Origin of the sequence: Sulfuriferula sp. AH1, from assembly GCF_002162035.1 — a bacterium.
Taxonomy (GTDB): domain Bacteria; phylum Pseudomonadota; class Gammaproteobacteria; order Burkholderiales; family Sulfuriferulaceae; genus Sulfuriferula.
Genome location: NZ_CP021138.1, coordinates 669501 through 691404, shown reverse-complemented (window position 1 = coordinate 691404; position 21904 = coordinate 669501). Strand labels below are relative to the sequence as shown.

The window sequence follows — 21904 nt, the reverse complement described above, 5'->3', positions numbered from 1 at the left end:
CCAATACCAACCAGTTTTACGCGAACCGCAAATTTGCGGCATAATCTGAAGATAATCCAGCCTTGAAAACCGAACGCCGCTCACATGCTCGAACCCGCAAAAACAGAATCCTCAACAAACGAAAAACCGGATCACGATATTTCTGCCAAAAATCATACCCCGATGATGCAGCAATATTTGCGCATCAAGGCCGAGCATCCCGACAAGCTGCTGTTTTATCGCATGGGGGATTTTTACGAGCTATTTTTTGATGACGCGGTGCGAGCGTCGCAATTGCTGGGGATTACACTGACCACTCGCGGCGCCACTGCCGGCACACCGATTAAAATGGCCGGGGTCCCCTATCATGCTGCCGAGCAATATCTGGCCAAACTGGTCAAGCTCGGTTTATCCATAGCGATTTGCGAACAGATCGGCGACCCGGCTACCAGCAAGGGCCCGGTCGAACGCCGCGTGGCACGCATCGTCACGCCCGGCACGCTGACTGATGCGGCATTGCTGGACGATCATCGCGACAGCCTGTTGCTGTCCATCGCTACCGTTTCCAATACCACACTGGGTCTGGCCTGGCTCAATTTGTCCAGCGGCGCATTTCATGTCAGCGAGATTGCGCCGAATCAGTTAGCCGCAACGCTGGAACGCATCGCAGCGGCAGAGATTTTAATTGCTGAAGGAGCGCAGTACCCTGCCCTGACAGAATCACAAATCATGCGCGAGCTGCCTGTCTGGCAATTCGACGTAAAACGCGCACAGGAACTGCTTTGTCAACAATTTGCCACGCACGATTTGCAAGCGTACGGGTGTGCGCAAATGGATGCGGCGGTCAGTGCTGCCGGTGCATTGCTGCAATATGCGCAAGCCACGCAACGTGGCCAATTGCCGCATATCAACGGCCTCATCATCGAGCGTGACAGCGAGTTCGTGCTGATGGACGCCGCCACCCGGCGCAATCTGGAGATCAGCGAAACCCTGCGCGGCGAAGCCTCACCTACCCTGCTGTCCTTGCTCAATACCTGTGCCACCAGCATGGGCACGCGCCGGCTACGGCACTGGCTGCATCATCCCTTGCGCGATCGCGAGATACTCGGTCAGCGCCAGCTCGCCATCGCCGATCTGATTGAACACAAGCATGGCCGCGAACAGTTGCAACGCAGCCTGCAAAGCTGTGTCGATATCGAGCGCATCGGCGGGCGTATCGCCCTGGCGAGCGCGCGCCCCCGCGACTTATCCGGGTTGCGCGACACGCTGGGCTGGCTGCCCGAACTGCAGCAGACACTCAGCAGCATCAATAGCCCTCTGATCCGGCAACTGACTGCCGCCTGCGCCCCACAGGAAGCGTTACACCAGCAGCTCATTCGCGCCATACGGACCGAGCCTTCCGTCGTGTTGCGCGAAGGCGGTGTCATTGCCGATGGCTACGATAGCCAGCTCGACGAACTGCGCGGCTTGCAAACCAACAGCGGTGAATTCCTCATCGCGCTGGAAGCGCGCGAACGCGAGCGCACCGGTATCGCGACGCTCCGGGTCGAATACAACCGGGTACACGGTTTTTACATCGAAATCGGTCGCGCCCAAGCCGACAATGTGCCGGAAGATTATCGGCGCCGGCAAACACTCAAAAATGCCGAACGCTTTATCACCCCGGAATTGAAAGCATTCGAAGACAAAGCCTTGTCCGCAGCCGACCGCGCCCTCGCCAGGGAAAAACTGCTGTACGACGAATTGCTGTCGTCATTGCTGCCGGCTGTACCGCAATTGCAAAAACTGGCATCCGCCCTTGCCCAGCTCGATGCGCTTTGCGCACTGGCGGAGCGTGCCGAGACGCTGAATTTCTGCCAGCCTGAACTGACAGACGATGCGGTTATCTCCATTACCGCAGGCCGCCACCCCGTCGTGGAAAGTCGCATCGGCGATTTCATTCCCAATGACACCGAACTGTCGCGCAGCCGGCAAATGCTACTGATTACCGGCCCCAACATGGGCGGTAAATCCACCTATATGCGCCAGACTGCGCTGATTGCCCTGCTCGCCTGTTGCGGCAGCTGGGTGCCCGCCAAACAGGCACGGATAGGCATCATCGATCAGATTTTCACCCGTATCGGCAGCTCGGACGATCTGGCGGGCGGACGCTCCACCTTCATGGTGGAAATGACGGAAACCGCGCATATCCTGCATAATGCCAGCGCGCAGAGCCTGGTTCTGCTGGACGAGATCGGTCGAGGCACATCGACCTTCGACGGTCTGGCACTGGCATGGGCAGTAGCGCGCCAGTTAGCCGAAAAAACCCGCGCCTATACGCTGTTTGCCACCCACTATTTCGAACTGACCCAGCTACCCGTCACCTGGCGGCAAATCGTCAACGTGCATGTCGAAGCCATCGAACACAAGGATCGCATCGTGTTTTTGCATAGCGTCAAGGACGGCCCGGCCAATCAAAGCTACGGCCTGCAAGTCGCAGCGCTGGCCGGCGTACCGCAACCCATTATCGCAGCGGCACGGCGCAAGCTCGTGGAACTGGAGCAGGCCGCTACCCATAGCGACCAGCAGCCCGACCTGTTCTCCCGTGCGGCATCCGTACCCGAACCGCACCCCGCGATCGATATGCTGGACAGCATCGATCCCGACACCCTGAGTCCGAAAGCTGCACTGGAAATGCTCTACACGCTCAAATCGCTGAAACCATGACCGAACTGCGCGAAGGCCTTGTCATCGCCAGCTATGGCCGGCATTATCAGGTAGAGTCCGGCGATGCTCAGTACGAATGCGTCACCCGCGGCAGACAAAGCGATGTTGCCTGTGGCGACAAGGTGAAACTCAAGCTGACCAGCCCGAATCAGGGCGTCATCGAAACCGTGATGCCCAGAACCAGCTTGCTGCATCGCTCGGTCGCGCACCGCAGCAAACTGATCGCCGCCAATGTGGATCTGACCGTCATCGTCGTCGCGCCCGTCCCCAGCTATTACGATCTGCTGGTCAATCGCTGTTTGATCGCTGCCGAAGCAGCCGGCATCGAGGCGGTTATCTGCCTGAATAAATCCGATCTGGGCGAACTGGCCGATTTGGCCTATCAGCAGCTCAGCGCATACATCACATTGGGCTGTCCTGTCGTTCGCGTCTCTGCCCATCATGATGTCACTGCATTGCTGCCTTATTTGCGCGGCAAGATCAGTGCGTTTGTCGGTCAGTCCGGCATGGGGAAATCCAGCCTTATTAATGCGCTTATCCCGGCCGCAGACTCGGTTACCGGTGACATATCCGTTGCGCTGGATTCCGGCAAACATACGACGACCAGCGCAAAGATGTACCAGCTCGACGCAACCAGCCGCCTGATCGATTCACCGGGCATGCAGGCATTCGGCCTGAACCACGTCAAGGCGGACGAACTCGACCAGCTTTTCATCGAGTTCCGCCCATATATCGGCCATTGCAGGTTCAGCAATTGCAAACACACGCACGAGCCGGGCTGTGCGGTACTGACTGCCCATCAGGCCGGCAAAATCAGTGATACGAGACTGGCGGCATATCAGGATATCTTGAAAAGTTTAATCGGGAAATAACGGGAGTGAAGGGTATTGCGGGGATTGCAGGATGAGCCGGATATGCTGCTCATCCTGTCTTTACAGGATTACTCAGGCCAATGTTTGATATAGCGCTTTAACAGACGATTCTCGAAATCGGCTGCATTCAGACAGGCGCGGGCGACGTCGTGAAAGGAAATAATGCCCAGCAGATTATCGCCCTCCATCACCGGAAGGTGACTGACACGATTTTCGGTCATCACGCCGCGAACATAATCCACAGTATCGTCAGGGTTACCGATAATCGGCTCAGTGACCATCATGCCACTGACGGTTTGCGTCATGAAATTGCCGCCATGCTGATTGAGTCCACGCAATACATCGCGTTCCGTCAGCAAACCCACCATGACGCCATCCTGGCGTACAACGAGTGAACCTACGTCATGCTTCACCATTAACGCAACAGCATCCGCTACAGTATGATTCGGCGAAATCGCACAGATTTCATTACCTTCTTTGATCGTCAAAATGTCACGGATAATCATTTCGTGTCCTTATGCTAAACGGTTACATCCAGCATCAAGCATACCAGAAGCCAATCAGCTATGGAAGGAAAGTGCCAATCCGACTGTCGAATTTAATCGCGGAAATTTTGGAATTGCAGTGGAAAATCAGCAACCTGCTTGCGTACCAGGGCGATGGCTTCCTGGAGCAGATCACGTTTGCCACCAGTGACGCGCACGGTGTCGCCTTGAATGCTGGCTTGCACTTTCAGCTTGCTGTCTTTAATTTCCTTGACTATTTTCTTTGCCAGCTCGATTTCCACGCCGGTTTTTACGGTGACGGTACGTTTGACTTTGTTACCCGTCACTTTTTCGACTTTACCGAAATCCAGGCATTTGATATCGATGCTGCGCTTGATAAGCTTGTTATTCAGCACTTCCTGCACTTGATCGAGCTTGAACTCGTCATCCGCGAACACGGTTAACGCATATTCGGCTTGTTCGACACGTGCATCAGAACCTTTGAAGTCGAAACGGGTGGAAACCTCCTTGTTGGTTTGTTCCACCGCATTTTTGACTTCCTGCTTATCCACTTCAGACACAATATCAAAACTTGGCACGACTCATCCTTTCATTCCGAATAATCGTCCGACATCACTTTGGGCGCACGATCAAGGAAATACAATACGAAAATCAGCAGTATAGTCGATGCGACCATGAAATGGGGTCCGAACAGCCAGAATACCAGCGGTACCAGGAAATAGAATGCCCGCATTCCGATACTGTAAAACTTGCCTGCCCGATTGAGATGCAACGCAACATGTTGTGCGGAAATCATTTTATGATTGAGCGCCAAAGGCACGTTAATCATGAATCCAACATGGTTAAACATGCGAATGGACATTGAAAAACAGAAGAATGCGACAAACAGGTCACTCAACAACAGCATCAGTTTTGCGAGCCAGACCGAACTCTCGGTAGTTCCCACCATATTCAGAGCATGCCATGTAGTACTCAGATTGGCACCTTGCCCACTCAGAGTCAGCACGCCGATGATAAGCAGTACCGCTGTGGAGGCGAGAAATGTCGCCGCCATGGTCGAGTTACGTAGCGTTTGCACGGCAAGCACGTCACGTCGCTCCTGCATTATGGTTTCTACCCATGCCGTCCGTGCAATCCGGTTAACCGCCTGTATAGTATAAGTGGGGCGCTTTTTAACTTTATAAGCCAGATAAACATGATAAAGACCGAGCAGAGCAGCGCAAAAAAGCAGGCTAAGCAAATCATTCGAGGCATTTACAGAAAAATATGTACTATTCATTGGCATCAATACAGGTTAGTGGTTATCCAGCTTATTTTGCCAGTATTGTGCTTGCACCATGCTGACAGGATTGTCATCCAGACCTTGCTGGTAGATATGTATCAGACTTTTGATCGCCTTTACATGCCCCTGATTGGCAGCTTGCTTGAACCAGTACATCGCTTGGGCATAGTCCTGCTTCTCCCCGACGCCGTGTTCATAGCGCATCGCCAGCTGGTATTGCGCTTCTGCGTCGCCATCCGCTGCCAGTTTGTGCAACTGCGGCGCACGCTGACTCAAATCCTCTTTTAACTGCAGGCCGATATGCTCAAAAAAATGCACGAATTCAACAGCGCCTTCGTAGCCTTGCGCTGCCGACTTTGCCAGCCAGCTATTGCCCAGGTCCGGATCATGCTTCTTCCAGCCTTCGGTCCGATAAAGTTTGCCCAACTCAAATTGCGCTTCGCTATTGCCCTCGATAGCCGCTCGCTTGAGCCAGTATTCGGCTTTGTTCAGGTCCTTGACCACCCCACTGCCGGACAGATACATTTGACCGAGTTTTAACTGGGCCTGCACATTACCGCGTTTGGCTGCTTTTTCACGCCAGTCGGCGGCAACCTTCAGGTTCTTGTTGACGCCTGCACCCTGCTCGTACAAATCGCCCAACGCCATTTGCGCATAAGGATTGCCCTGTTGGGCGGCCTGCTCGAACCAGTACGCAGCCAGCTGATCATTTTTGGCATAACCGCCATCGCCATGGCGATACATTACAGCCAGCAGCACTTGTGAGCTTGCGCTGCCGCGCACAGCCGCATTTGCGACCATTTTGGCCTCGTCTGCCGTCATCGCATGGCTCTCCACCGTCGCGATCATCAGCATTGCCATGACAGCCAATTTGAGTTGTTTTTTCATAACGCCTCTAAGATCAGGCCGCCGTGACAAAATTGCAGACGTAATCCAGTGTTTCCACGGTTTCAATATCAAAGCTGCTGTTACCCGGCACGTTGAATTGCTCGCCGGCACGATAGGTTTTCCAGTCGGATTCCCCTGCCAGCTTTACTTTGCATATGCCACTATTGATTTCCATGATTTCCGGCAGGCCGGTGTTGAACACCAGTATGCTCGGGAAAATGACGCCTATGGTTTTTTTGCTGCCGTCAGCGAATAGTACCGTATGCGATACGCATTTGCCGTCGAAATAAATATTGGCCTGTTTTACCACGCTTACCTGATCAAATTGATTCATCGTTATTCCTATTTTCTTAATTTTGCGGCGATACGCAAACGCAATGCGTTCAGTTTAATGAAGCCGCCGGCATCCGCCTGGTTATACGCGCCTTCATCATCCTCGAACGTCGCAATAGTTGGATCAAACAGCGAATCCGTTTTGGAGTCGCGCCCCACTACCATCACATTGCCCTTGTACAATTTGACGCGAACCCAGCCATTAACCGTCGTTTGTGAAGCATCGATCATGGTTTGCAGCATCTTGCGTTCCGGACTCCACCAGTAGCCGTTATAAATCAGGCTGGCATAACGCGGCATCAGCTCATCCTTGAGGTGAGCGACTTCACGATCCAGCGTGATCGACTCTATCGCACGGTGAGCTTTGAGCATGATGGTGCCGCCCGGGGTTTCGTAGCAGCCGCGCGACTTCATGCCTACGTAACGGTTTTCGACCAGATCCTGGCGACCGATGCCGTGCTTGCCACCCAGGCGATTCAATTCGGTCAATGCAGTCGCTGCGCTCATCGCCACACCGTTAATCGCAACGATATCGCCTTGCCTGTATTCGAGATCGACATATTCCGCCGCATCCGGCGCCTGTTCCGGCGACACTGTCCAGCGCCACATGTCGGCCTCGGCTTCAATGGCCGGGTTTTCCAGCGCGCGGCCTTCATACGAAATATGCAGCAGATTGGCATCCATGCTGTAAGGACTGCCGCCGTGCTTATGCTTCATTTCCACAGGAATGCCGTGTTTTTCGGCATAGGCCAGCAGTTTTTCACGCGACAGCAAATCCCATTCGCGCCATGGCGCAATGATCTTGATGTCAGGTTTCAGCGCATATGCGCCAAGTTCGAAACGAACCTGATCATTACCTTTGCCGGTTGCGCCATGCGATATCGCATCCGCGCCGGTCAGGTTGGTGATTTCAATCAGACGCTTGGCGATCAGCGGACGTGCGATGGAAGTGCCCAGCAGATACTCGCCTTCGTACACGGTGTTGGCGCGAAACATCGGAAACACGAAATCGCGCACAAACTCTTCGCGCAAATCGTCGATAAAAATCTCTTTGACGCCAAACTTCTTCGCTTTCTCGCGCGCAGGTTCCAGTTCTTCGCCCTGGCCGATATCAGCCGTGAAGGTAACCACTTCGCATCGGTATTCGTCTTGCAGCCATTTCAAGATTACTGAGGTATCCAGGCCGCCCGAATAGGCCAGCACTACTTTTTTAACGTCGCTCATTCCACTTTTCCCAACAAAAGATATTCCATCAATGCTTTTTGCGTATGCAAACGGTTTTCCGCTTCGTCCCATACCACGCTTTGCGGACCGTCGATGACTTCGGCGGCGACCTCTTCGCCACGATGCGCAGGCAGACAATGCATGAACAAGGCATCGGGTGCAGCGACCTGCATCATCTCGGCATCGACTTGCCAATCCTGAAAATCGCGTTTGCGCTCTTCGTTTTCGGCTTCGAAACCCATGCTGGTCCACACGTCGGTAGTCACCATATCCGCACCGCGGCAGGCTTCCATCGGATCGGCAAAGCTTTCATAGTGACTGGTATCGTATAAACCGGCGCGCTCAGGTTCAACCTCATAGCCCGGCGGGGTCGACACATGCACATTAAAATCCAGCGCCACCGCGGCTTGCAGCCAGGTGTTGCACATATTATTGGAGTCGCCTACCCAGGCCACGGTTTTACCCTTGATGCAGCCGTGGCGCTCTATATAAGTAAAGATATCCGCCATGATCTGGCAGGGATGATATTCGTTGGTCAGGCCGTTAATCACCGGAACGCGCGAATGCGCGGCAAAACGTTCGATGATGTCCTGCTCAAAGGTACGTATCATCACGATATCGACCATGCGCGAAATGACTTCAGCCGCATCTTCCACCGGCTCGCCGCGACCCAGCTGGGTATCGCGGGTATTCAGATAAATCGCCGAACCGCCCAGCTGATGCATTCCTGCCTCAAACGACAAGCGGGTCCGCGTCGACTGTTTCTCGAATATCATCGCCAGAGTACGATCCAGCAGCGGATGGTAGGTCTGATAATTCTTGAATCGCGCCTTGATGATTTTTGCCCGGGCAAAAATATACTCATACTCGTCACGCGTCAGATCCTGAAACTGCAAAAAATGCTTGATAGGTTTCATACGGCGGTCCCGGTCAGAAATTCGCGAATAATCGGACTTAAGCCGCTGATCAATTGCGCCGCCTCATCCGCATTCATAATCAGTGGCGGCACCAGACGAATCACATTATCCGCCGTCACGTTAATCAACAAATGCGCCGCCAGCGCCATCTTCACCAGCTCGCCGCACGGCCGGTCAAGCTCTATGCCTATCATCATGCCAACGCCACGTATCGCTTTCACACCCGCGACACCCGCCAGCTCACGTTCAAATCCGGCAACCAGCGCTGCGCCGATGCTGTTGGCATTCGCCAGCAGATTTTCGTCTTCCAATGCCTGCAATGTCGCCAGACCGGCAGCACACGCCAGAGGATTGCCGCCAAATGTGGAACCGTGATTGCCAGGCTTGAATACATCCGCAGCCGCACCACGGGCAACACAAGCGCCGATAGGAACGCCGGAACCCAAGCCTTTGGCCAGCGTCATCACATCGGGATAAATAGACGTATGCTGGAACGCAAACCAGGTACCTGTCCGCCCCACGCCGGTTTGCACTTCATCCAGCATCAACAGCCAGCCGTGTTCATCACACACTTGCCGCAAATCGTTCAGGTAAGCTGCATCCGGTATCCGGACACCGCCTTCACCCTCGACCGGCTCGACCAGCACGGCCACAACTTCATGATTGTGCTCGGCAACCTGGCGCACGGCGTCGATATCGTTGTACGGCACGCGCACAAATCCGGTGAGCAAAGGCTCAAAACCGGCTTGCACCTTGCGGCTGCCGGTTGCAGTCAAAGTTGCCATGGTGCGGCCATGGAACGACTTTTCCATGACGATAATAGTCGGTGTAGCGATGCCTTTACCATGGCCGTACAATCGCGCCAGCTTAATCGCAGCTTCGTTCGCTTCGCAACCCGAATTACAGAAAAACACCTTGTCCATACCCGATAACCGGCATAAGCGCTCTGCAAGTTGCTCCTGACGCTGCACCTGATAAATATTGGAGCTGTGGATCAGATTGCGCGCCTGTTCACACACTGCCTGCGTCAAAACGGGATGGGCATGCCCCAAACCGTTGACTGCAACACCAGCCAACGCGTCCAGATAACGATTGCCGGCATCATCCCATAGCCACACGCCTTCACCGCGCACAAAAGTGACAGGTTGACGTGCATAGGTATTCATCAAATAAGACATGGTGACGGATTTACATTCATTAAGGTTAAAAACACGAGGGCGGCTTGCGCCGCCCTTTGCCTGCTGATTCAGCTGGTTTTATGCAGCGAAATTAGCAGCAACGAATTTCCAGTTTACCAGATTCCAGAACGCCTCTACATACTTGGGACGCGCATTGCGATAGTCGACATAGTAGGCATGCTCCCATACGTCGCAGGTCATCAGCGCAGTCTGGCCGTTGGTCATCGGGGTAGCGGCATTGCTGGTAGAAACGATCTCCAGTTCGCCTGCCGTGTTTTTTACCAGCCATGCCCAGCCGGAACCGAAAGTACCGACAGCAGCTTTGCTGAATGCGTCCTTGAACGCTTCAAACGAACCCCACTTGGCGTTGATGGCATCAGCCAAGGCACCAGTCGGCGCACCGCCGCCATTCGGGCTCAGGCAATTCCAGTAAAAGGTGTGGTTCCATACCTGTGCTGCGTTATTGAACACGCCGCCGGCAGATTTGAGGATGATGTCTTCCAGGCTCATCGCCTCGAATTCGGTACCCTTGATCAGGTTATTGAGATTGGTCACATAAGCCTGATGATGTTTACCATAGTGGTATTCCAGAGTTTCAGCCGAAATATGCGGTTGCAATGCATCCTGTGCGTAAGGCAATACTGGCAATTCATGGATCATGGTTTTCTCCGATCGGAACAAATGGTTTACTAAAAAAATGTTTAGTCATATTCTAGCAGGTGTTAGCCCTGCTGTTCCATCAATTCATGTGATAATCGCGCCGCGAAGTACGGATGAAGCGTTGGCAAAAGCGTAGTACATTCCGCTACACAGGCTGCCAACAGCAAAACATCTAACCGCAAGCAAGCGATAGTCTGATAAAATTATTACTATGTTGTTTTTTGTGAAGTACACACAATGTCTGAGCTAAGCAATAACGAAATCCTTATTCAGGGTCTGACCTCTTCCGGACGCACTTTCCGCCCGAGCGACTGGGCTGAACGCTTATCAGGTTCGCTTTCCACTTTCGGGGAAGATCATCGCATGAGCTATTCGCCCTACGTGCGCCCGTTAACGGTGGGCGGCATCAAATGCGTCATCATCGACAAAAAATTGCAACAGGAACAACCCGCGGCATTCGGATTCCTGATGAACTTCGCCAAAGAGAACGACCTCACCATTATCGACCCCAGCCAGCAAGAAACCTGAGCAACACCGCCGTCCACACCTGAACAACCTGATGCAGCAATAAAGCGCACGCAATACAGACGAAAAAAAACCTTACGCTTTTCAGCCATAAGGTCTTTTTACTTCCAGGCCCGGCGTCACGCCAGGCAGAAAAAATTACGCCATTGCTTTAACAGCAGCAGACAAACGGCTCTTGTGGCGAGCAGCTTTGTTTTTATGGATGATGTTTTTGTCAGCGATGCGGTCAATCACACTCATGGAAACACCAAAAGTGCTGGTCGCAACAGCCTTATCACCAGCCAACACCGCTTTTTGAACTTTCTTGATCGCGGTACGCAAAGTAGAACGCAATGCAGCGTTGTGAGCACGCTGCTTGTCGTTTTGTCTTGCGCGCTTTCTGGCTTGTGCGCTATTTGCCATATGTGATGCTCCTGTATCGGGTTTCTTAAAACGCTGAATTATAAATGGCTATTGCGTCAATAGCAAGCCAAAATTAAGCGCCCGCCGGACTTTATTCGTTGTACGAAAAACGGCCAATACTTAGCGTGGAGCCTAGCGATGGATTCACTTTAGCGCTACTATTGCGCCTCAATCTTTTGCATCCACACCATAAATGAATCTGTTACAAGCCCTAGCCAAAGTCAGCAGCATGACTTTATTGTCACGCATCCTTGGCTTTGTGCGCGACGCCATTATCGCACGCAGCTTTGGCGCCGGCATCTACACCGATGCATTCTTTGTCGCCTTCAAGATCCCCAACCTGCTACGCCGCTTGTTTGCCGAGGGCGCCTTTGCCCAGGCATTCGTCCCCATACTCGCCGAATACAAGAACCGTCGCGGCCATGACGACACACGGTTATTGGTCGACCACGTTGCGACCCTGCTTTTCATCGCCCTGCTCATCGTCACCGCCATCGGCGTGATTGCCGCACCTGCCGTGGTCTATATCAGCGCACCGGGATTCGTCGATGCGCCGGATAAATTCGCCGTCACTGTACACATGCTGCGAATTATCTTCCCCTACATCCTGCTGATTTCGCTGGTTTCGCTCGCCGGCGGCATTCTCAATACCTACAGTCGCTTCGCCGTCCCGGCGTTTACACCTGTACTGCTGAACGTAGCGATGATAGCAGCGACCTTGTGGCTGGCACCGCACTTCGACCCTCCGGCCATCGCGCTGGCATGGGGCGTAGCCCTGGGCGGCATACTGCAACTCGCCTTGCAGCTGCCTTTCCTGCACCGGCTGGGTTTATTGCCGCGATTCCGCTTCAGCTGGCACGACGAAGGCGTCTGGCGCGTGCTCAAGCTCATGGGTCCGGCGGTATTCGGCGTTTCCATCGCGCAGCTGTCCCTGCTCATCAACACCATCTTCGCTTCATTTCTGGCCACCGGCAGCGTGTCATGGCTATATTATGCGGACCGGCTAATGGAATTCCCGACCGGCATGCTCGGCGTAGCGCTCGGCACCATCCTGCTGCCCAGCCTGTCCAAACATTACGCCGACAACGATCCCAGCCAGTATTCGCAATTGCTGGACTGGGGGCTGCGCCTCACCTTGCTGCTGGCCTTGCCTGCTGCCGCCGCACTCGCAGTGCTGGCCTTGCCGCTGATCAGCACGCTGTTTCTGTACGGGCATTTCAGCGTGCATGACGTATGGATGACGCGTCAGGCATTGATGGCCTATAGCCTGGGATTACTGGGATTGATCATGGTAAAGATACTGGCACCCGGCTTTTATGCCCGCCAGAACATTAAAACCCCGGTCAAGATCGCCCTCATTACGCTGGCCGCTACCCAATTGATGAATCTGCTCTTCGTATGGAAACTGCAGCACGCCGGCCTTGCACTTGCCATCGGCCTCGGTGCCTGCCTGAATGCAGGATTGCTGCTGTGGAAGCTGCGCAGCCAGGGCATATTCCAGCCGCAACCGGGCTGGTATGCATTCATGTTCAGGATCTGCAGCGCCACCGCCGTCATGGCGCTGCTGCTGTGGTGGGGCATGGGCAGCGAGGCGGATTGGCTGCAGGCTCATTTCAGCCGACGCATCATCCATTTGGCCGGACTGGTGTTACTGGGCGTAACCGCCTATTTTGTTACGCTCCGATTGCTCGGTATCCGCGCGCGCCAGTTCATCCGGCGTGCAGCCTGATTGATGGCTGAAGCATGCCCTGACACCATGCGATACTTTGACCCCGCACCGGCGAACCGTTAAAATTCGCTATTCTTCGGCTTAAATCCTGTTATGCGCATCACACACGGCATCCACTCTGTAGCCGCCTATCCCAGTGCGGTGACGATAGGCAATTTTGACGGCGTCCATCTCGGACACCAGGCGATGCTACGGCAGCTGGTCGAGACTGCACATGCGCGCCGGCTGACGCCTTGCGCAATCACCTTTGAGCCGCACCCGCGGGAATTCTTCAGCCCTGACAATGCCCCTGCCCGCCTGTCCAATCTGCGCGACAAGCTCGATGGATTGCGAGCCACCGGCATAGAACATGTTCATATCTGCCGTTTCAACCATGCCCTGGCGCACATGCCTGCAGAGCAGTTTATCGACCAGATACTGGTACGCGGTCTGGGTATGCAGCATCTGTTGATCGGCGACGATTTCCGCTTCGGCGCAAAACGCGCCGGCGATTTTGCGCTGCTGCAACACCACAGCGCCATATACGGCTATGACCTGGGCGCGATGCCTAGCATCACCGTCAACGGACTCCGCGTATCCAGCACCGCGGTCCGCGATGCGCTTGCCAACAGCCAGCTCGAACTGGCGCAACAACTCCTCGGCCACCCTTACCGTATCAGCGGACGCGTGGCGCATGGCGACAAACTGGGGCGCGAGCTGGGATTCCCCACCGCCAACCTGCCGATCAGACATCCCAAATTACCGCTCACCGGGATTTTTGTCGTGGAAGTGCACGGCCTTGGCACGCAGGCGCTGCCCGCCGTCGCCAGCCTGGGAGTCCGTCCCACCGTAAAGACAGAAGCGCAGCCCATACTCGAAATCCATTTGCTGAATTTCAACGACAATTTATACGGCCGCATCATTCATGTCGATTTTCTTGCTAAACTACGCGATGAAGAGAAATACCCGGATCTCGCCACATTAATCCGGCAAATTCAGCGTGATGTCGAATGTGCCCATGATTACTTTAACCATTTACCCGTCGCTTAACGTCCATGTCCGATTACAAACACACGCTCAATCTCCCCGACACCCCGTTTCCCATGCGCGGCGATCTTGCCAAGCGCGAACCAGCCTGGCTGGCACAATGGCGTGAACTGAACCGCTACCAGCAAATCCGCAAAGCGGCGGCAGGCCGCCCGAAATTCATCCTCCATGACGGTCCGCCCTACGCCAACGGCGACATTCACATCGGCCACGCGGTCAATAAAATCCTCAAGGACATCATCGTCAAGAGCAAAACCCTGGCGGGTTATGACGCACCCTATGTGCCGGGTTGGGATTGCCATGGCCTGCCGATCGAGCTGCAGGTAGAGAAACAGCATGGCAAAGCCATCCCCGCCGCACGTTTCCGCGAGCTGTGCCGCGAATATGCCACCAGCCAGATCGAGCGCCAGAAGGCCGACTTTATCCGCCTCGGTGTACTGGGCGACTGGGAGCATCCCTACCACACCATGGATTTCGAATTTGAAGCCGGCATCATGCGCGAACTTGCCCGCATCCTCGCCAACGGCTATCTGTATCAGGGCGCCAAACCAGTGCACTGGTGCGTAGACTGCGGCTCGGCACTGGCGGAAGCCGAGGTCGAATACGAAGACAAGACCTCGGCAGCCATCGACGTCGCATTTGCTGTCGCCGACCCGGCACAACTCACGGCAAAGCTCGGCTTGCCCAATTTCAACGAACCGATCTACGCCGTCATCTGGACGACCACGCCGTGGACGTTGCCTGCCAACCAGGCGGTATCGGTACATCCCGAATTCATCTACGACCTGATCCTTACCCCCAAAGGCATCCTCATCCTCGCCCGCGACCTGGCCGAATCCGCCATCAAGCGCTACGGTTTCGAATCGGTCGAAGTCATCGGCCAGTGCCCGGGCAGCGCACTGGAGCACGTCAGCTTGCGCCATCCGTTCCTGGATCGCTTCGTGCCGATCATTTGCGGCGAGCACGTCACCGCGGAAGCCGGTACCGGGTTAGTGCATACCGCTCCGGCGCATGGCGTGGACGACTATCAGGTCGGGCTGAAATACCACCTGCCGGTGGAAAATCCGGTGAGCGATGAGGGAAAATTCTTCGACAGCGTACCGTTTATCGGCGGGCAAACCGTCTGGGAAGGCAATAAAACCGTCATTCATCTGCTCACCGACAGTGATTTATTGCTTGCCAATGCCAAGCTGATACACAGCTACCCGCACTGCTGGCGCCACAAAACGCCGATCATTTTCCGCGCCACGCATCAATGGTTCATCGGCATGGACAAAACGGGTGCCAGTAATGCAAGCCTGCGCAAGCACGCCACGCACGCAGTGGAAAAAACCGAATTTTTCCCGGCATGGGGACGCGCGCGCCTGGAAGGCATGATGAAGAACCGCCCGGACTGGTGCGTGTCGCGCCAGCGTAACTGGGGCGTACCGATGCCGCTATTCATCCACAAGGAAAGCGGCGAGCTGCATCCGCGCACCGCTGAATTCATCGCCACGATCGCCGAAAGAGTGGCAAAGATCGGCATCGAAGCCTGGTTCTCGCTCGACGCCAGCGAATTGCTGGGTGCCGATACCGCGCACTACAAGAAAATCACCGACACGCTGGACGTCTGGTTCGATTCCGGCGTCACCCATGCCTGCGTGCTCAAACTGCGCCCGGAACTGGCCCATCCCGCCGATTTATATCTGGAAGGCTCCGACCAGCATCGCGGCTGGTTCCAGTCCAGCCTGCTCACCGGCTGCGCCACCGACGGTCATGCACCGTATCGCGCGCTGCTCACTCACGGCTTCGTCGTCGACGGAAACGGCCACAAGATGAGCAAATCCAAGGGTAACGTGGTCGCGCCGCAGAAAGTCATGGACACCTACGGGGCCGACATTCTGCGCTTGTGGACGGCCTCCACCGATTATTCCGGCGAACTCACCATTTCCGACGAAATCCTCAAGCGCGTGGTGGAATCCTACCGGCGCATCCGCAACACGCTGCGCTTCCTGCTCGCCAATCTGGCCGATTTCGATATCCGGCAACAGGCGCTGCCCCTTGATCAATGGCTCGCCATCGACCAGTACGCCATGGTCATGCTGCAGCAGTTCCAGGAAGAAGTACTGACACACTATCAGCAGTACGAATTCCATCATATCGTGCAGAAACTGCATCATTTCTGTTCGGAGGATCTCGGCGGCTTCTACCTCGACATTCTCAAGGACCGGCTCTACACCACTGCCGCCGATTCCGCAGCTCGCCGTTCCGCACAGAATGCGCTGTATCACATCACCCACAGCCTGACCCGGCTGATGGCGCCGTTCCTCAGCTTTACTGCAGAAGAAGTGTGGCAGCAATTAATAGCGGATAACAACGACAGCGTCTTCCTCCATCAATGGCATGACATACCGATGCCGGAGCATGCCGCTGCGCTGGCCGAGCAATGGTCGCTGATCCGCGAAACCCTGGCCGATGTGCGCAAGCATCTGGAAACCCTGCGCAGCGCTGGCGAGATCGGATCATCATTGCAAGCCGAAGTCACGATCCATGCGGGCGCAGCGCATTACGCAGCGCTGGCGACATTAGGCGACGACCTGCGCTTCACCATGATCACGTCAACCGCCGAACTGCAACTGGCTGCGGACACGGCCCCGCGCATCAGCGCCCGCGCCAGCAGCCATGCCAAGTGCGAGCGTTGCTGGCATTACCGTGAGGATGTCGGCACACACGCCGAGCATCCAGGCCTGTGCGGACGTTGCCACAGCAATTTATTCGGTACAGGTGAGCGCAGACATCATGCCTAAATTCAAAGCCGGACTCATTGTCGCTGCACTAGTGATCGCCCTCGACCAGCTCAGCAAATATATCATCATGCAAGTATTTTCCTGGGGCGACCTGCTTAAAATCACAGGTTTTTTCGACCTGGTGCGCGCCCACAATACCGGTGCAGCATTCAGTCTGTTTGCCAGTCAGCCCGGCTGGCAGCGCGGATTCTTTATCGGCATTGCCAGCATTGCCTCCATCGTTATCCTTTATCTGCTGCGCAAGGGCAATGGCAGTGCGCTGTCCAGACTTGCACTCAGCCTGATTCTCGGCGGCGCTCTGGGCAATCTTGTCGATCGACTGATACACGGTTATGTCGTTGACTTCCTGTCATTCCATCTCGGCACCTATTACTGGCCGGCATTTAACGTCGCGGACTCCGCGATCACCATCGGCGCGATTCTGTTAATCTGGGACAGCTTGAAACAGCCTAAACACGCATGAATACACACGTACAACCGGGCGATACCCTTACCCTGCATTTTGCCATCCGCATCCACGGAGGCGACAATATCGACAGCAGTTTCGATGATGCACCGATCACGCTCACGCTAGGCGACGGCACACTGGAACCTGCACTGGAAAACTGGCTGCTCGATCTGCCGGTGAACTCGCGGCAGGTATTCATACTCGAACCACAACAGGCTTTCGGCATGCATGACCCGCTGCTCGTGCAAGATGTACCCATCGACGAATTTCATGATGAGCCGCCCGTAATGGACAGCATGATCGAGTTCGAACTGCCCGACGGCAGCCATCTCAGCGGACGGGTTGCCGAAATCAGGCCTCACGATGTCAGCATTGATTTTAACCACCTGCTTGCAGGGCAAACCGTAGAATTCGAAGTCGAAATCATTACCATCCACAGACCATCATGACTACCCATATCCTGCTTGCCAACCCTCGCGGCTTCTGTGCCGGCGTCGATCGTGCCATTGAAATCGTGGAGCGCGCGCTCGAACGTTTCGGCGCGCCGATTTATGTGCGTCATGAAGTCGTGCATAACAAGTTCGTGGTCGAAAATCTGAAAGCCAAGGGTGCGATTTTCATCGAAGACCTCAATGACGTTCCTGCCGGCAACACCCTGATTTACAGTGCGCATGGCGTATCCCAGGCAGTGCGCCGCGAGGCCGAAGCACGCGGCCTCACCGTATTCGACGCCACCTGTCCGCTGGTCACCAAAGTCCATCTCGAAGTTGCCCGCATGCGCGACAAGGGCATGGAAATCATCATGATCGGCCACAAGGGCCATCCCGAAGTGGAAGGCACCATGGGGCAAAGCGAAGGCGGCATGTATCTGGTGGAGACTCCCGAAGATGTGGCCTCGCTCCATGTCACGGATAAGGACAAACTGGCCTTCGTCACCCAGACCACGCTCTCGGTGGATGATGCAGCCCGCGTCATCGATGCACTGAAAAGCCGTTTTCCCAATATCATCGGCCCGAAAAAGGACGACATCTGCTACGCTACGCAGAACCGCCAGGATGCGGTCAAGGCACTGGCGCAGCAATGCGATCTGGTCATTGTCGTCGGCTCACCCAACAGTTCGAACTCCAACCGCCTGCGCGAAGTTGCGCAAAATCTGGGGGTGACGGCTTACATGGTAGATAACGCCAGCCAGCTTGATGCCAACTGGCTGACCGGCAAGACCAGCATCGGCGTAACGGCCGGCGCATCGGCCCCGGAAGTGCTGGTACAGGAAGTCATCACCCAGCTCAGGCAGTTCGGTGCCGATAATGTGAATGAATTATCCGGCATCACCGAAAACGTCACTTTCCCCATTCCCAGGACCTTGAGCGAATAATTTTGCCAATGCGCCAGCACAGGCCCTAAGTCACCATGGCAGGCAAATCACGCGCCAAAGCCGCTGCGCCGGTCGCATCGACGTCTGCGAAACCGGCGCCGGATGCTTTTTTTTACTGGGATGGCGACACACTGGTGCTCAACATACTCGGCAAACCGAGCGCCAAACAGGATGCCATAGGCAAGGTCAAGGGCAATCAGCTCAAAGTCAGCGTCACCACGGCCCCTATTGCAGCCAAGGCGACAGCCCATATGGTGCGCTTTCTTGCCGGGGAATTCGATGTTGCTGTCGCGGATATCGAAGTGGTATTCGGCCACATGAATGTCAATAAACAGCTACGCATCAAATCCCCCAATCGTCTGCCGTCAGTCATTTCCCGCTCTACATAATTCTGCCAGCTTCCAATCTCTCATCCCCGGCCGCCCTGTGCGGCATGCCGGGCGACCTCCATCTCGCCTGCACGCGGCTGCAATTCAGTCTTGCACACCCTCGCACCTGACATCCAATTCAAAAAACTTTAGTAAATGATTTTTCTTTATTTTCTATAAAAAATTTATATAAATTCATATTTACAAAAATATATAAGTATTTACTTATCACAATAAGAATAACAATTGAATATATCTTATGTATTACAGGATGTATAGTGGTGACCATCGGCTCAAGCGACAATTGCCCAAAGCCTAGGCAAGCACCCTCAATCACTGGAGAAAACAATGGATCAGTCCGGACGTTATGCAGACCTTAGTCTGAAAGAAGAAGATTTAATCAAGAACGGCAAGCACATACTTGTCGCTTACAAAATGAAGCCTAAGGCTGGCTACGGCTACCTGGAAGCAGCCGCACACTTCGCCGCCGAATCCTCCACCGGTACCAACGTTGAAGTTTCGACCACCGACGACTTCACCAAAGGTGTCGACGCACTGGTTTACTATATCGACGAAGCTACCGAAGATATGCGCATTGCGTATCCGATGGAATTGTTCGATCGCAACGTTACCGACGGCCGCATGATGATCGTTTCCGTGCTGACCCTGATCATCGGTAACAACCAGGGCATGGGCGATATCGAACACGCCAAGATTCATGACTTCTACGTGCCTGAGCGCGCTATCCAGCTGTTTGACGGTCCTTCCAAGGACATCAGCGACATGTGGCGCATCCTCGGCCGCCCGATCGAAAACGGCGGCTACATCGCCGGTACCATCATCAAGCCCAAACTGGGTCTGCGTCCCGAGCCGTTTGCAGCTGCTGCATACCAATTCTGGCTGGGCGGCGACTTCATCAAGAACGACGAGCCACAAGGCAACCAGACATTCTGCCCGCTGAAAAAAGTATTGCCGCTGGTCTATGACGCAATGAAACGCGCTCAGGACGAAACCGGCGAAGCCAAACTGTTCTCCATGAACATCACCGCTGACGACCACTACGAAATGTGCGCCCGTGCCGATTTCGGCCTGGAAACATTCGGTCCTGACGCAGACAAGCTGGCTTTCCTGGTTGACGGTTTCGTTGGCGGCCCTGGCATGATCACCACCGCTCGTCGTCAGTACCCTAACCAGTACCTGCACTACCACCGCGCTGGTCACGGCATGATCACTTCACCATCTGCCAAACGTGGTTACACCGCGTTTGTCCTGGCCAAGATCTCCCGTCTGCAAGGTGCTTCCGGCATTCACGTCGGCACCATGGGCTACGGCAAGATGGAAGGCGAGAACTCCGACAAGAACATCGCTTACATGATCGAACGCGATGAAGCGCAAGGCCCGATCTACTTCCAGAAATGGTACGGCATGAAGCCTACCACCCCGATCATCTCTGGCGGTATGAACGCATTGCGTTTGCCGGGCTTCTTCGAGAATCTGGGCCACGGCAACGTGATCAACACTTCCGGCGGCGGTTCTTACGGCCATATCGACAGCCCGGCTGCCGGCGCGATCTCCCTGCGCCAGTCGTACGAGTGCTGGAAATCCGGCGCTGACCCTATCGAATACGCTAAAGAGCACAAAGAGTTTGCCCGCGCATTCGAGTCCTTCCCGGGCGACGCTGACAAGATCTACCCAGGCTGGCGTGAAAAACTGGGCGTACACAAGTAATTCGTACCCCAGGTAACCCGCCGTCGCTGGCGGCGGGTTGTTAAAAGCCCCTGGGATTTCACAGGGGCTTTTTAACGCTTATTCCAACGTGTTTTGTTACAGAACATGCCGGAATACGCACTCAACTTCCAAACGAGACGACCATGAACGACACATCATTTGACATCACCCAGTTCCAGATTGCCGAAGAACCGTACTATCAAGCCCAGCGCAACGAAATCACATTGTACGAAGCCGCCTACAATGCGCGTCTGCCTGTCATGGTCAAAGGCCCTACCGGTTGTGGCAAATCCCGCTTTATCGAATACATGGCATGGAAGCTGAGCAAGCCGCTGATTACCGTCGCCTGCAACGAAGACATGACCGCCTCCGATCTGGTCGGGCGCTACCTGCTCGACGCCAACGGCACGCGTTGGGTGGACGGCCCGCTCACGCTGGCGGCGCGTTACGGCGCGATCTGCTATCTCGATGAAGTCGTGGAAGCGCGCCAGGATACCACCGTCGTCATCCACCCGCTGACCGATCACCGCCGCACCTTGCCGCTGGACAAAAAAGGCGAGCTGGTCGTCGCTCACCCCGATTTCCAGCTGGTGATTTCCTACAATCCCGGCTACCAGAGCCTGATGAAGGATCTCAAACAATCGACCAAACAGCGCTTTGCCGCGATGGAATTCGATTATCCGCTATGTTCGGTGGAAACCGCGATTGTCAGCAAGGAAGCCGGCATCGACATGGACAGCGCCGACCGCCTGGTACGCATTGCCGAGACTGCGCGCAAACTCAAGGGGCACGGCCTCGACGAAGGCATCTCCACCCGCCTGCTGGTTTACGCTGCAAGACTGATCAACGGCGGCATCCCAGCGCGCGACGCTTGCCGCATGGCACTTGTGCGCCCTATCACCGACGATGCCGATATCCGCGACACGCTGGATCACGCCATCGACGCAATATTCGCCTGAGTGACCTTGCCAG

The 21904-nt window shown here is 55.0% G+C and carries 22 protein-coding genes; 12 read left to right on the top strand and 10 right to left on the bottom strand.

Features of this window, described 5'->3' with window-relative positions; genetic code table 11:
- The first annotated feature begins 162 nt into the window (after positions 1-162).
- Together mutS and rsgA are read left to right on the top strand one after the other, a co-directional pair.
- Positions 163-2685 carry a DNA mismatch repair protein MutS gene (mutS, locus tag CAP31_RS03565; protein ID WP_087448241.1) on the top strand — a complete coding sequence of 841 codons (2523 nt, stop codon included), beginning with the start codon at positions 163-165 and terminating at the stop codon, positions 2683-2685.
- Positions 2682-3557: a ribosome small subunit-dependent GTPase A gene (gene rsgA, locus CAP31_RS03560; protein WP_189836635.1), complete on the top strand. Its 876-nt coding sequence runs from the start codon at positions 2682-2684 to the stop codon at positions 3555-3557. The genes mutS and rsgA overlap by 4 nt, the downstream gene beginning before the upstream one ends.
- A gap of 68 nt (positions 3558-3625) precedes the next feature.
- On the opposite strand, the gene CAP31_RS03555 is transcribed toward rsgA, so the two are convergent.
- The 9 genes from CAP31_RS03555 to CAP31_RS03515 all read right to left on the bottom strand — a co-directional run bounded on the left by CAP31_RS03555 (position 3626) and on the right by CAP31_RS03515 (position 10545).
- On the bottom strand, positions 3626-4063 hold the full coding sequence (locus CAP31_RS03555) for a CBS domain-containing protein (RefSeq protein ID WP_087446277.1): 438 nt from the start codon (positions 4061-4063) through the stop codon (positions 3626-3628).
- A 92-nt stretch (positions 4064-4155) separates the two neighbouring features.
- Positions 4156-4641, bottom strand: a complete 486-nt coding sequence (locus CAP31_RS03550; protein WP_087446276.1) for a YajQ family cyclic di-GMP-binding protein — start codon at positions 4639-4641, stop codon at positions 4156-4158.
- An 11-nt stretch (positions 4642-4652) separates the two neighbouring features.
- Positions 4653-5342, bottom strand: a complete 690-nt coding sequence (locus CAP31_RS03545; RefSeq protein WP_087446275.1) for a DUF599 domain-containing protein — start codon at positions 5340-5342, stop codon at positions 4653-4655.
- Positions 5343-5357: 15 nt separating this feature from the next.
- Positions 5358-6233, bottom strand: coding sequence for a tetratricopeptide repeat protein (locus CAP31_RS03540; protein ID WP_087446274.1), 876 nt, complete (start codon positions 6231-6233; stop codon positions 5358-5360).
- A gap of 13 nt (positions 6234-6246) precedes the next feature.
- Positions 6247-6567, bottom strand: a complete 321-nt coding sequence (locus CAP31_RS03535; protein ID WP_087446273.1) for a pyrimidine/purine nucleoside phosphorylase — start codon at positions 6565-6567, stop codon at positions 6247-6249.
- 8 nt (positions 6568-6575) lie between these two features.
- Positions 6576-7790, bottom strand: a complete 1215-nt coding sequence (locus tag CAP31_RS03530) for an argininosuccinate synthase (protein WP_087446272.1) — start codon at positions 7788-7790, stop codon at positions 6576-6578.
- Positions 7787-8707: an ornithine carbamoyltransferase gene (argF, locus tag CAP31_RS03525; protein WP_087446271.1), complete on the bottom strand. Its 921-nt coding sequence runs from the start codon at positions 8705-8707 to the stop codon at positions 7787-7789. The genes CAP31_RS03530 and argF overlap by 4 nt, the downstream gene beginning before the upstream one ends.
- Positions 8704-9885, bottom strand: a complete 1182-nt coding sequence (locus CAP31_RS03520; RefSeq protein WP_087446270.1) for an acetylornithine transaminase — start codon at positions 9883-9885, stop codon at positions 8704-8706. The genes argF and CAP31_RS03520 overlap by 4 nt, the downstream gene beginning before the upstream one ends.
- 78 nt (positions 9886-9963) lie before the next feature.
- Positions 9964-10545, bottom strand: coding sequence for a superoxide dismutase (locus tag CAP31_RS03515; protein ID WP_087446269.1), 582 nt, complete (start codon positions 10543-10545; stop codon positions 9964-9966).
- Between the two features lie 237 nt (positions 10546-10782).
- Here CAP31_RS03515 and CAP31_RS03510 point away from each other — a divergent pair, with 237 nt between their 5' ends.
- Positions 10783-11073, top strand: a complete 291-nt coding sequence (locus tag CAP31_RS03510; RefSeq protein WP_087446268.1) for a DUF3579 domain-containing protein — start codon at positions 10783-10785, stop codon at positions 11071-11073.
- A 135-nt stretch (positions 11074-11208) separates the two neighbouring features.
- Here CAP31_RS03510 and rpsT read toward each other — a convergent pair whose 3' ends face one another.
- A complete protein-coding gene (rpsT, locus tag CAP31_RS03505) occupies positions 11209-11472 on the bottom strand; it encodes a 30S ribosomal protein S20 (RefSeq protein ID WP_087446267.1) in 264 nt (87 codons plus the stop codon).
- 193 nt (positions 11473-11665) lie between these two features.
- Between rpsT and murJ the strand changes: the two genes are divergently transcribed.
- The 9 genes from murJ to CAP31_RS03460 all read left to right on the top strand — a co-directional run bounded on the left by murJ (position 11666) and on the right by CAP31_RS03460 (position 21891).
- Positions 11666-13201: a murein biosynthesis integral membrane protein MurJ gene (gene murJ / locus CAP31_RS03500; RefSeq protein WP_087446266.1), complete on the top strand. Its 1536-nt coding sequence runs from the start codon at positions 11666-11668 to the stop codon at positions 13199-13201.
- Between the two features lie 93 nt (positions 13202-13294).
- Entirely contained in the window at positions 13295-14230 is a 936-nt protein-coding gene (locus CAP31_RS03495) for a bifunctional riboflavin kinase/FAD synthetase (protein WP_087446265.1), read from the top strand.
- Between the two features lie 5 nt (positions 14231-14235).
- A complete protein-coding gene (ileS, locus tag CAP31_RS03490; protein WP_087446264.1) occupies positions 14236-17013 on the top strand; it encodes an isoleucine--tRNA ligase in 2778 nt (925 codons plus the stop codon).
- The gene (lspA, locus tag CAP31_RS03485; RefSeq protein WP_087446263.1) at positions 17006-17476 is read left to right on the top strand and encodes a signal peptidase II; all 471 of its coding nucleotides are present in this window, start codon (positions 17006-17008) and stop codon (positions 17474-17476) included. The genes ileS and lspA overlap by 8 nt, the downstream gene beginning before the upstream one ends.
- Positions 17473-17910 (top strand): peptidylprolyl isomerase, encoded by a 438-nt coding sequence (locus CAP31_RS03480; protein ID WP_087446262.1) that lies wholly within the window; start codon positions 17473-17475, stop codon positions 17908-17910. The genes lspA and CAP31_RS03480 overlap by 4 nt, the downstream gene beginning before the upstream one ends.
- Positions 17907-18836, top strand: a complete 930-nt coding sequence (gene ispH / locus CAP31_RS03475) for a 4-hydroxy-3-methylbut-2-enyl diphosphate reductase (protein WP_087446261.1) — start codon at positions 17907-17909, stop codon at positions 18834-18836. Before CAP31_RS03480 ends, ispH begins: the two co-directional genes overlap by 4 nt.
- A 35-nt stretch (positions 18837-18871) precedes the next feature.
- The gene (locus CAP31_RS03470) at positions 18872-19225 is read left to right on the top strand and encodes a DUF167 family protein (protein WP_087446260.1); all 354 of its coding nucleotides are present in this window, start codon (positions 18872-18874) and stop codon (positions 19223-19225) included.
- Positions 19226-19552: 327 nt separating this feature from the next.
- The gene (locus tag CAP31_RS03465; protein WP_087446259.1) at positions 19553-20932 is read left to right on the top strand and encodes a ribulose-bisphosphate carboxylase; all 1380 of its coding nucleotides are present in this window, start codon (positions 19553-19555) and stop codon (positions 20930-20932) included.
- A 143-nt stretch (positions 20933-21075) separates the two neighbouring features.
- A complete protein-coding gene (locus CAP31_RS03460; protein ID WP_087446258.1) occupies positions 21076-21891 on the top strand; it encodes a CbbQ/NirQ/NorQ/GpvN family protein in 816 nt (271 codons plus the stop codon).
- The last annotated feature ends 13 nt before the right edge of the window (positions 21892-21904 follow it).

Coding starts and splice junctions, on each gene's coding strand:
- mutS (WP_087448241.1), top strand. CDS start 163: ATGATGCAGCAATATTTGCGCATCAAGGCCGAGCATCCCGACAAGCTG.
- rsgA (WP_189836635.1), top strand. CDS start 2,682: ATGACCGAACTGCGCGAAGGCCTTGTCATCGCCAGCTATGGCCGGCAT.
- CAP31_RS03555 (WP_087446277.1), bottom strand. CDS start 4,063: ATGATTATCCGTGACATTTTGACGATCAAAGAAGGTAATGAAATCTGT.
- CAP31_RS03545 (WP_087446275.1), bottom strand. CDS start 5,342: ATGAATAGTACATATTTTTCTGTAAATGCCTCGAATGATTTGCTTAGC.
- CAP31_RS03540 (WP_087446274.1), bottom strand. CDS start 6,233: ATGAAAAAACAACTCAAATTGGCTGTCATGGCAATGCTGATGATCGCG.
- CAP31_RS03535 (WP_087446273.1), bottom strand. CDS start 6,567: ATGAATCAATTTGATCAGGTAAGCGTGGTAAAACAGGCCAATATTTAT.
- CAP31_RS03530 (WP_087446272.1), bottom strand. CDS start 7,790: ATGAGCGACGTTAAAAAAGTAGTGCTGGCCTATTCGGGCGGCCTGGAT.
- argF (WP_087446271.1), bottom strand. CDS start 8,707: ATGAAACCTATCAAGCATTTTTTGCAGTTTCAGGATCTGACGCGTGAC.
- CAP31_RS03520 (WP_087446270.1), bottom strand. CDS start 9,885: ATGTCTTATTTGATGAATACCTATGCACGTCAACCTGTCACTTTTGTG.
- CAP31_RS03515 (WP_087446269.1), bottom strand. CDS start 10,545: ATGATCCATGAATTGCCAGTATTGCCTTACGCACAGGATGCATTGCAA.
- CAP31_RS03510 (WP_087446268.1), top strand. CDS start 10,783: ATGTCTGAGCTAAGCAATAACGAAATCCTTATTCAGGGTCTGACCTCT.
- rpsT (WP_087446267.1), bottom strand. CDS start 11,472: ATGGCAAATAGCGCACAAGCCAGAAAGCGCGCAAGACAAAACGACAAG.
- murJ (WP_087446266.1), top strand. CDS start 11,666: ATGAATCTGTTACAAGCCCTAGCCAAAGTCAGCAGCATGACTTTATTG.
- CAP31_RS03495 (WP_087446265.1), top strand. CDS start 13,295: ATGCGCATCACACACGGCATCCACTCTGTAGCCGCCTATCCCAGTGCG.
- ileS (WP_087446264.1), top strand. CDS start 14,236: ATGTCCGATTACAAACACACGCTCAATCTCCCCGACACCCCGTTTCCC.
- lspA (WP_087446263.1), top strand. CDS start 17,006: ATGCCTAAATTCAAAGCCGGACTCATTGTCGCTGCACTAGTGATCGCC.
- CAP31_RS03480 (WP_087446262.1), top strand. CDS start 17,473: ATGAATACACACGTACAACCGGGCGATACCCTTACCCTGCATTTTGCC.
- ispH (WP_087446261.1), top strand. CDS start 17,907: ATGACTACCCATATCCTGCTTGCCAACCCTCGCGGCTTCTGTGCCGGC.
- CAP31_RS03470 (WP_087446260.1), top strand. CDS start 18,872: ATGGCAGGCAAATCACGCGCCAAAGCCGCTGCGCCGGTCGCATCGACG.
- CAP31_RS03465 (WP_087446259.1), top strand. CDS start 19,553: ATGGATCAGTCCGGACGTTATGCAGACCTTAGTCTGAAAGAAGAAGAT.
- CAP31_RS03460 (WP_087446258.1), top strand. CDS start 21,076: ATGAACGACACATCATTTGACATCACCCAGTTCCAGATTGCCGAAGAA.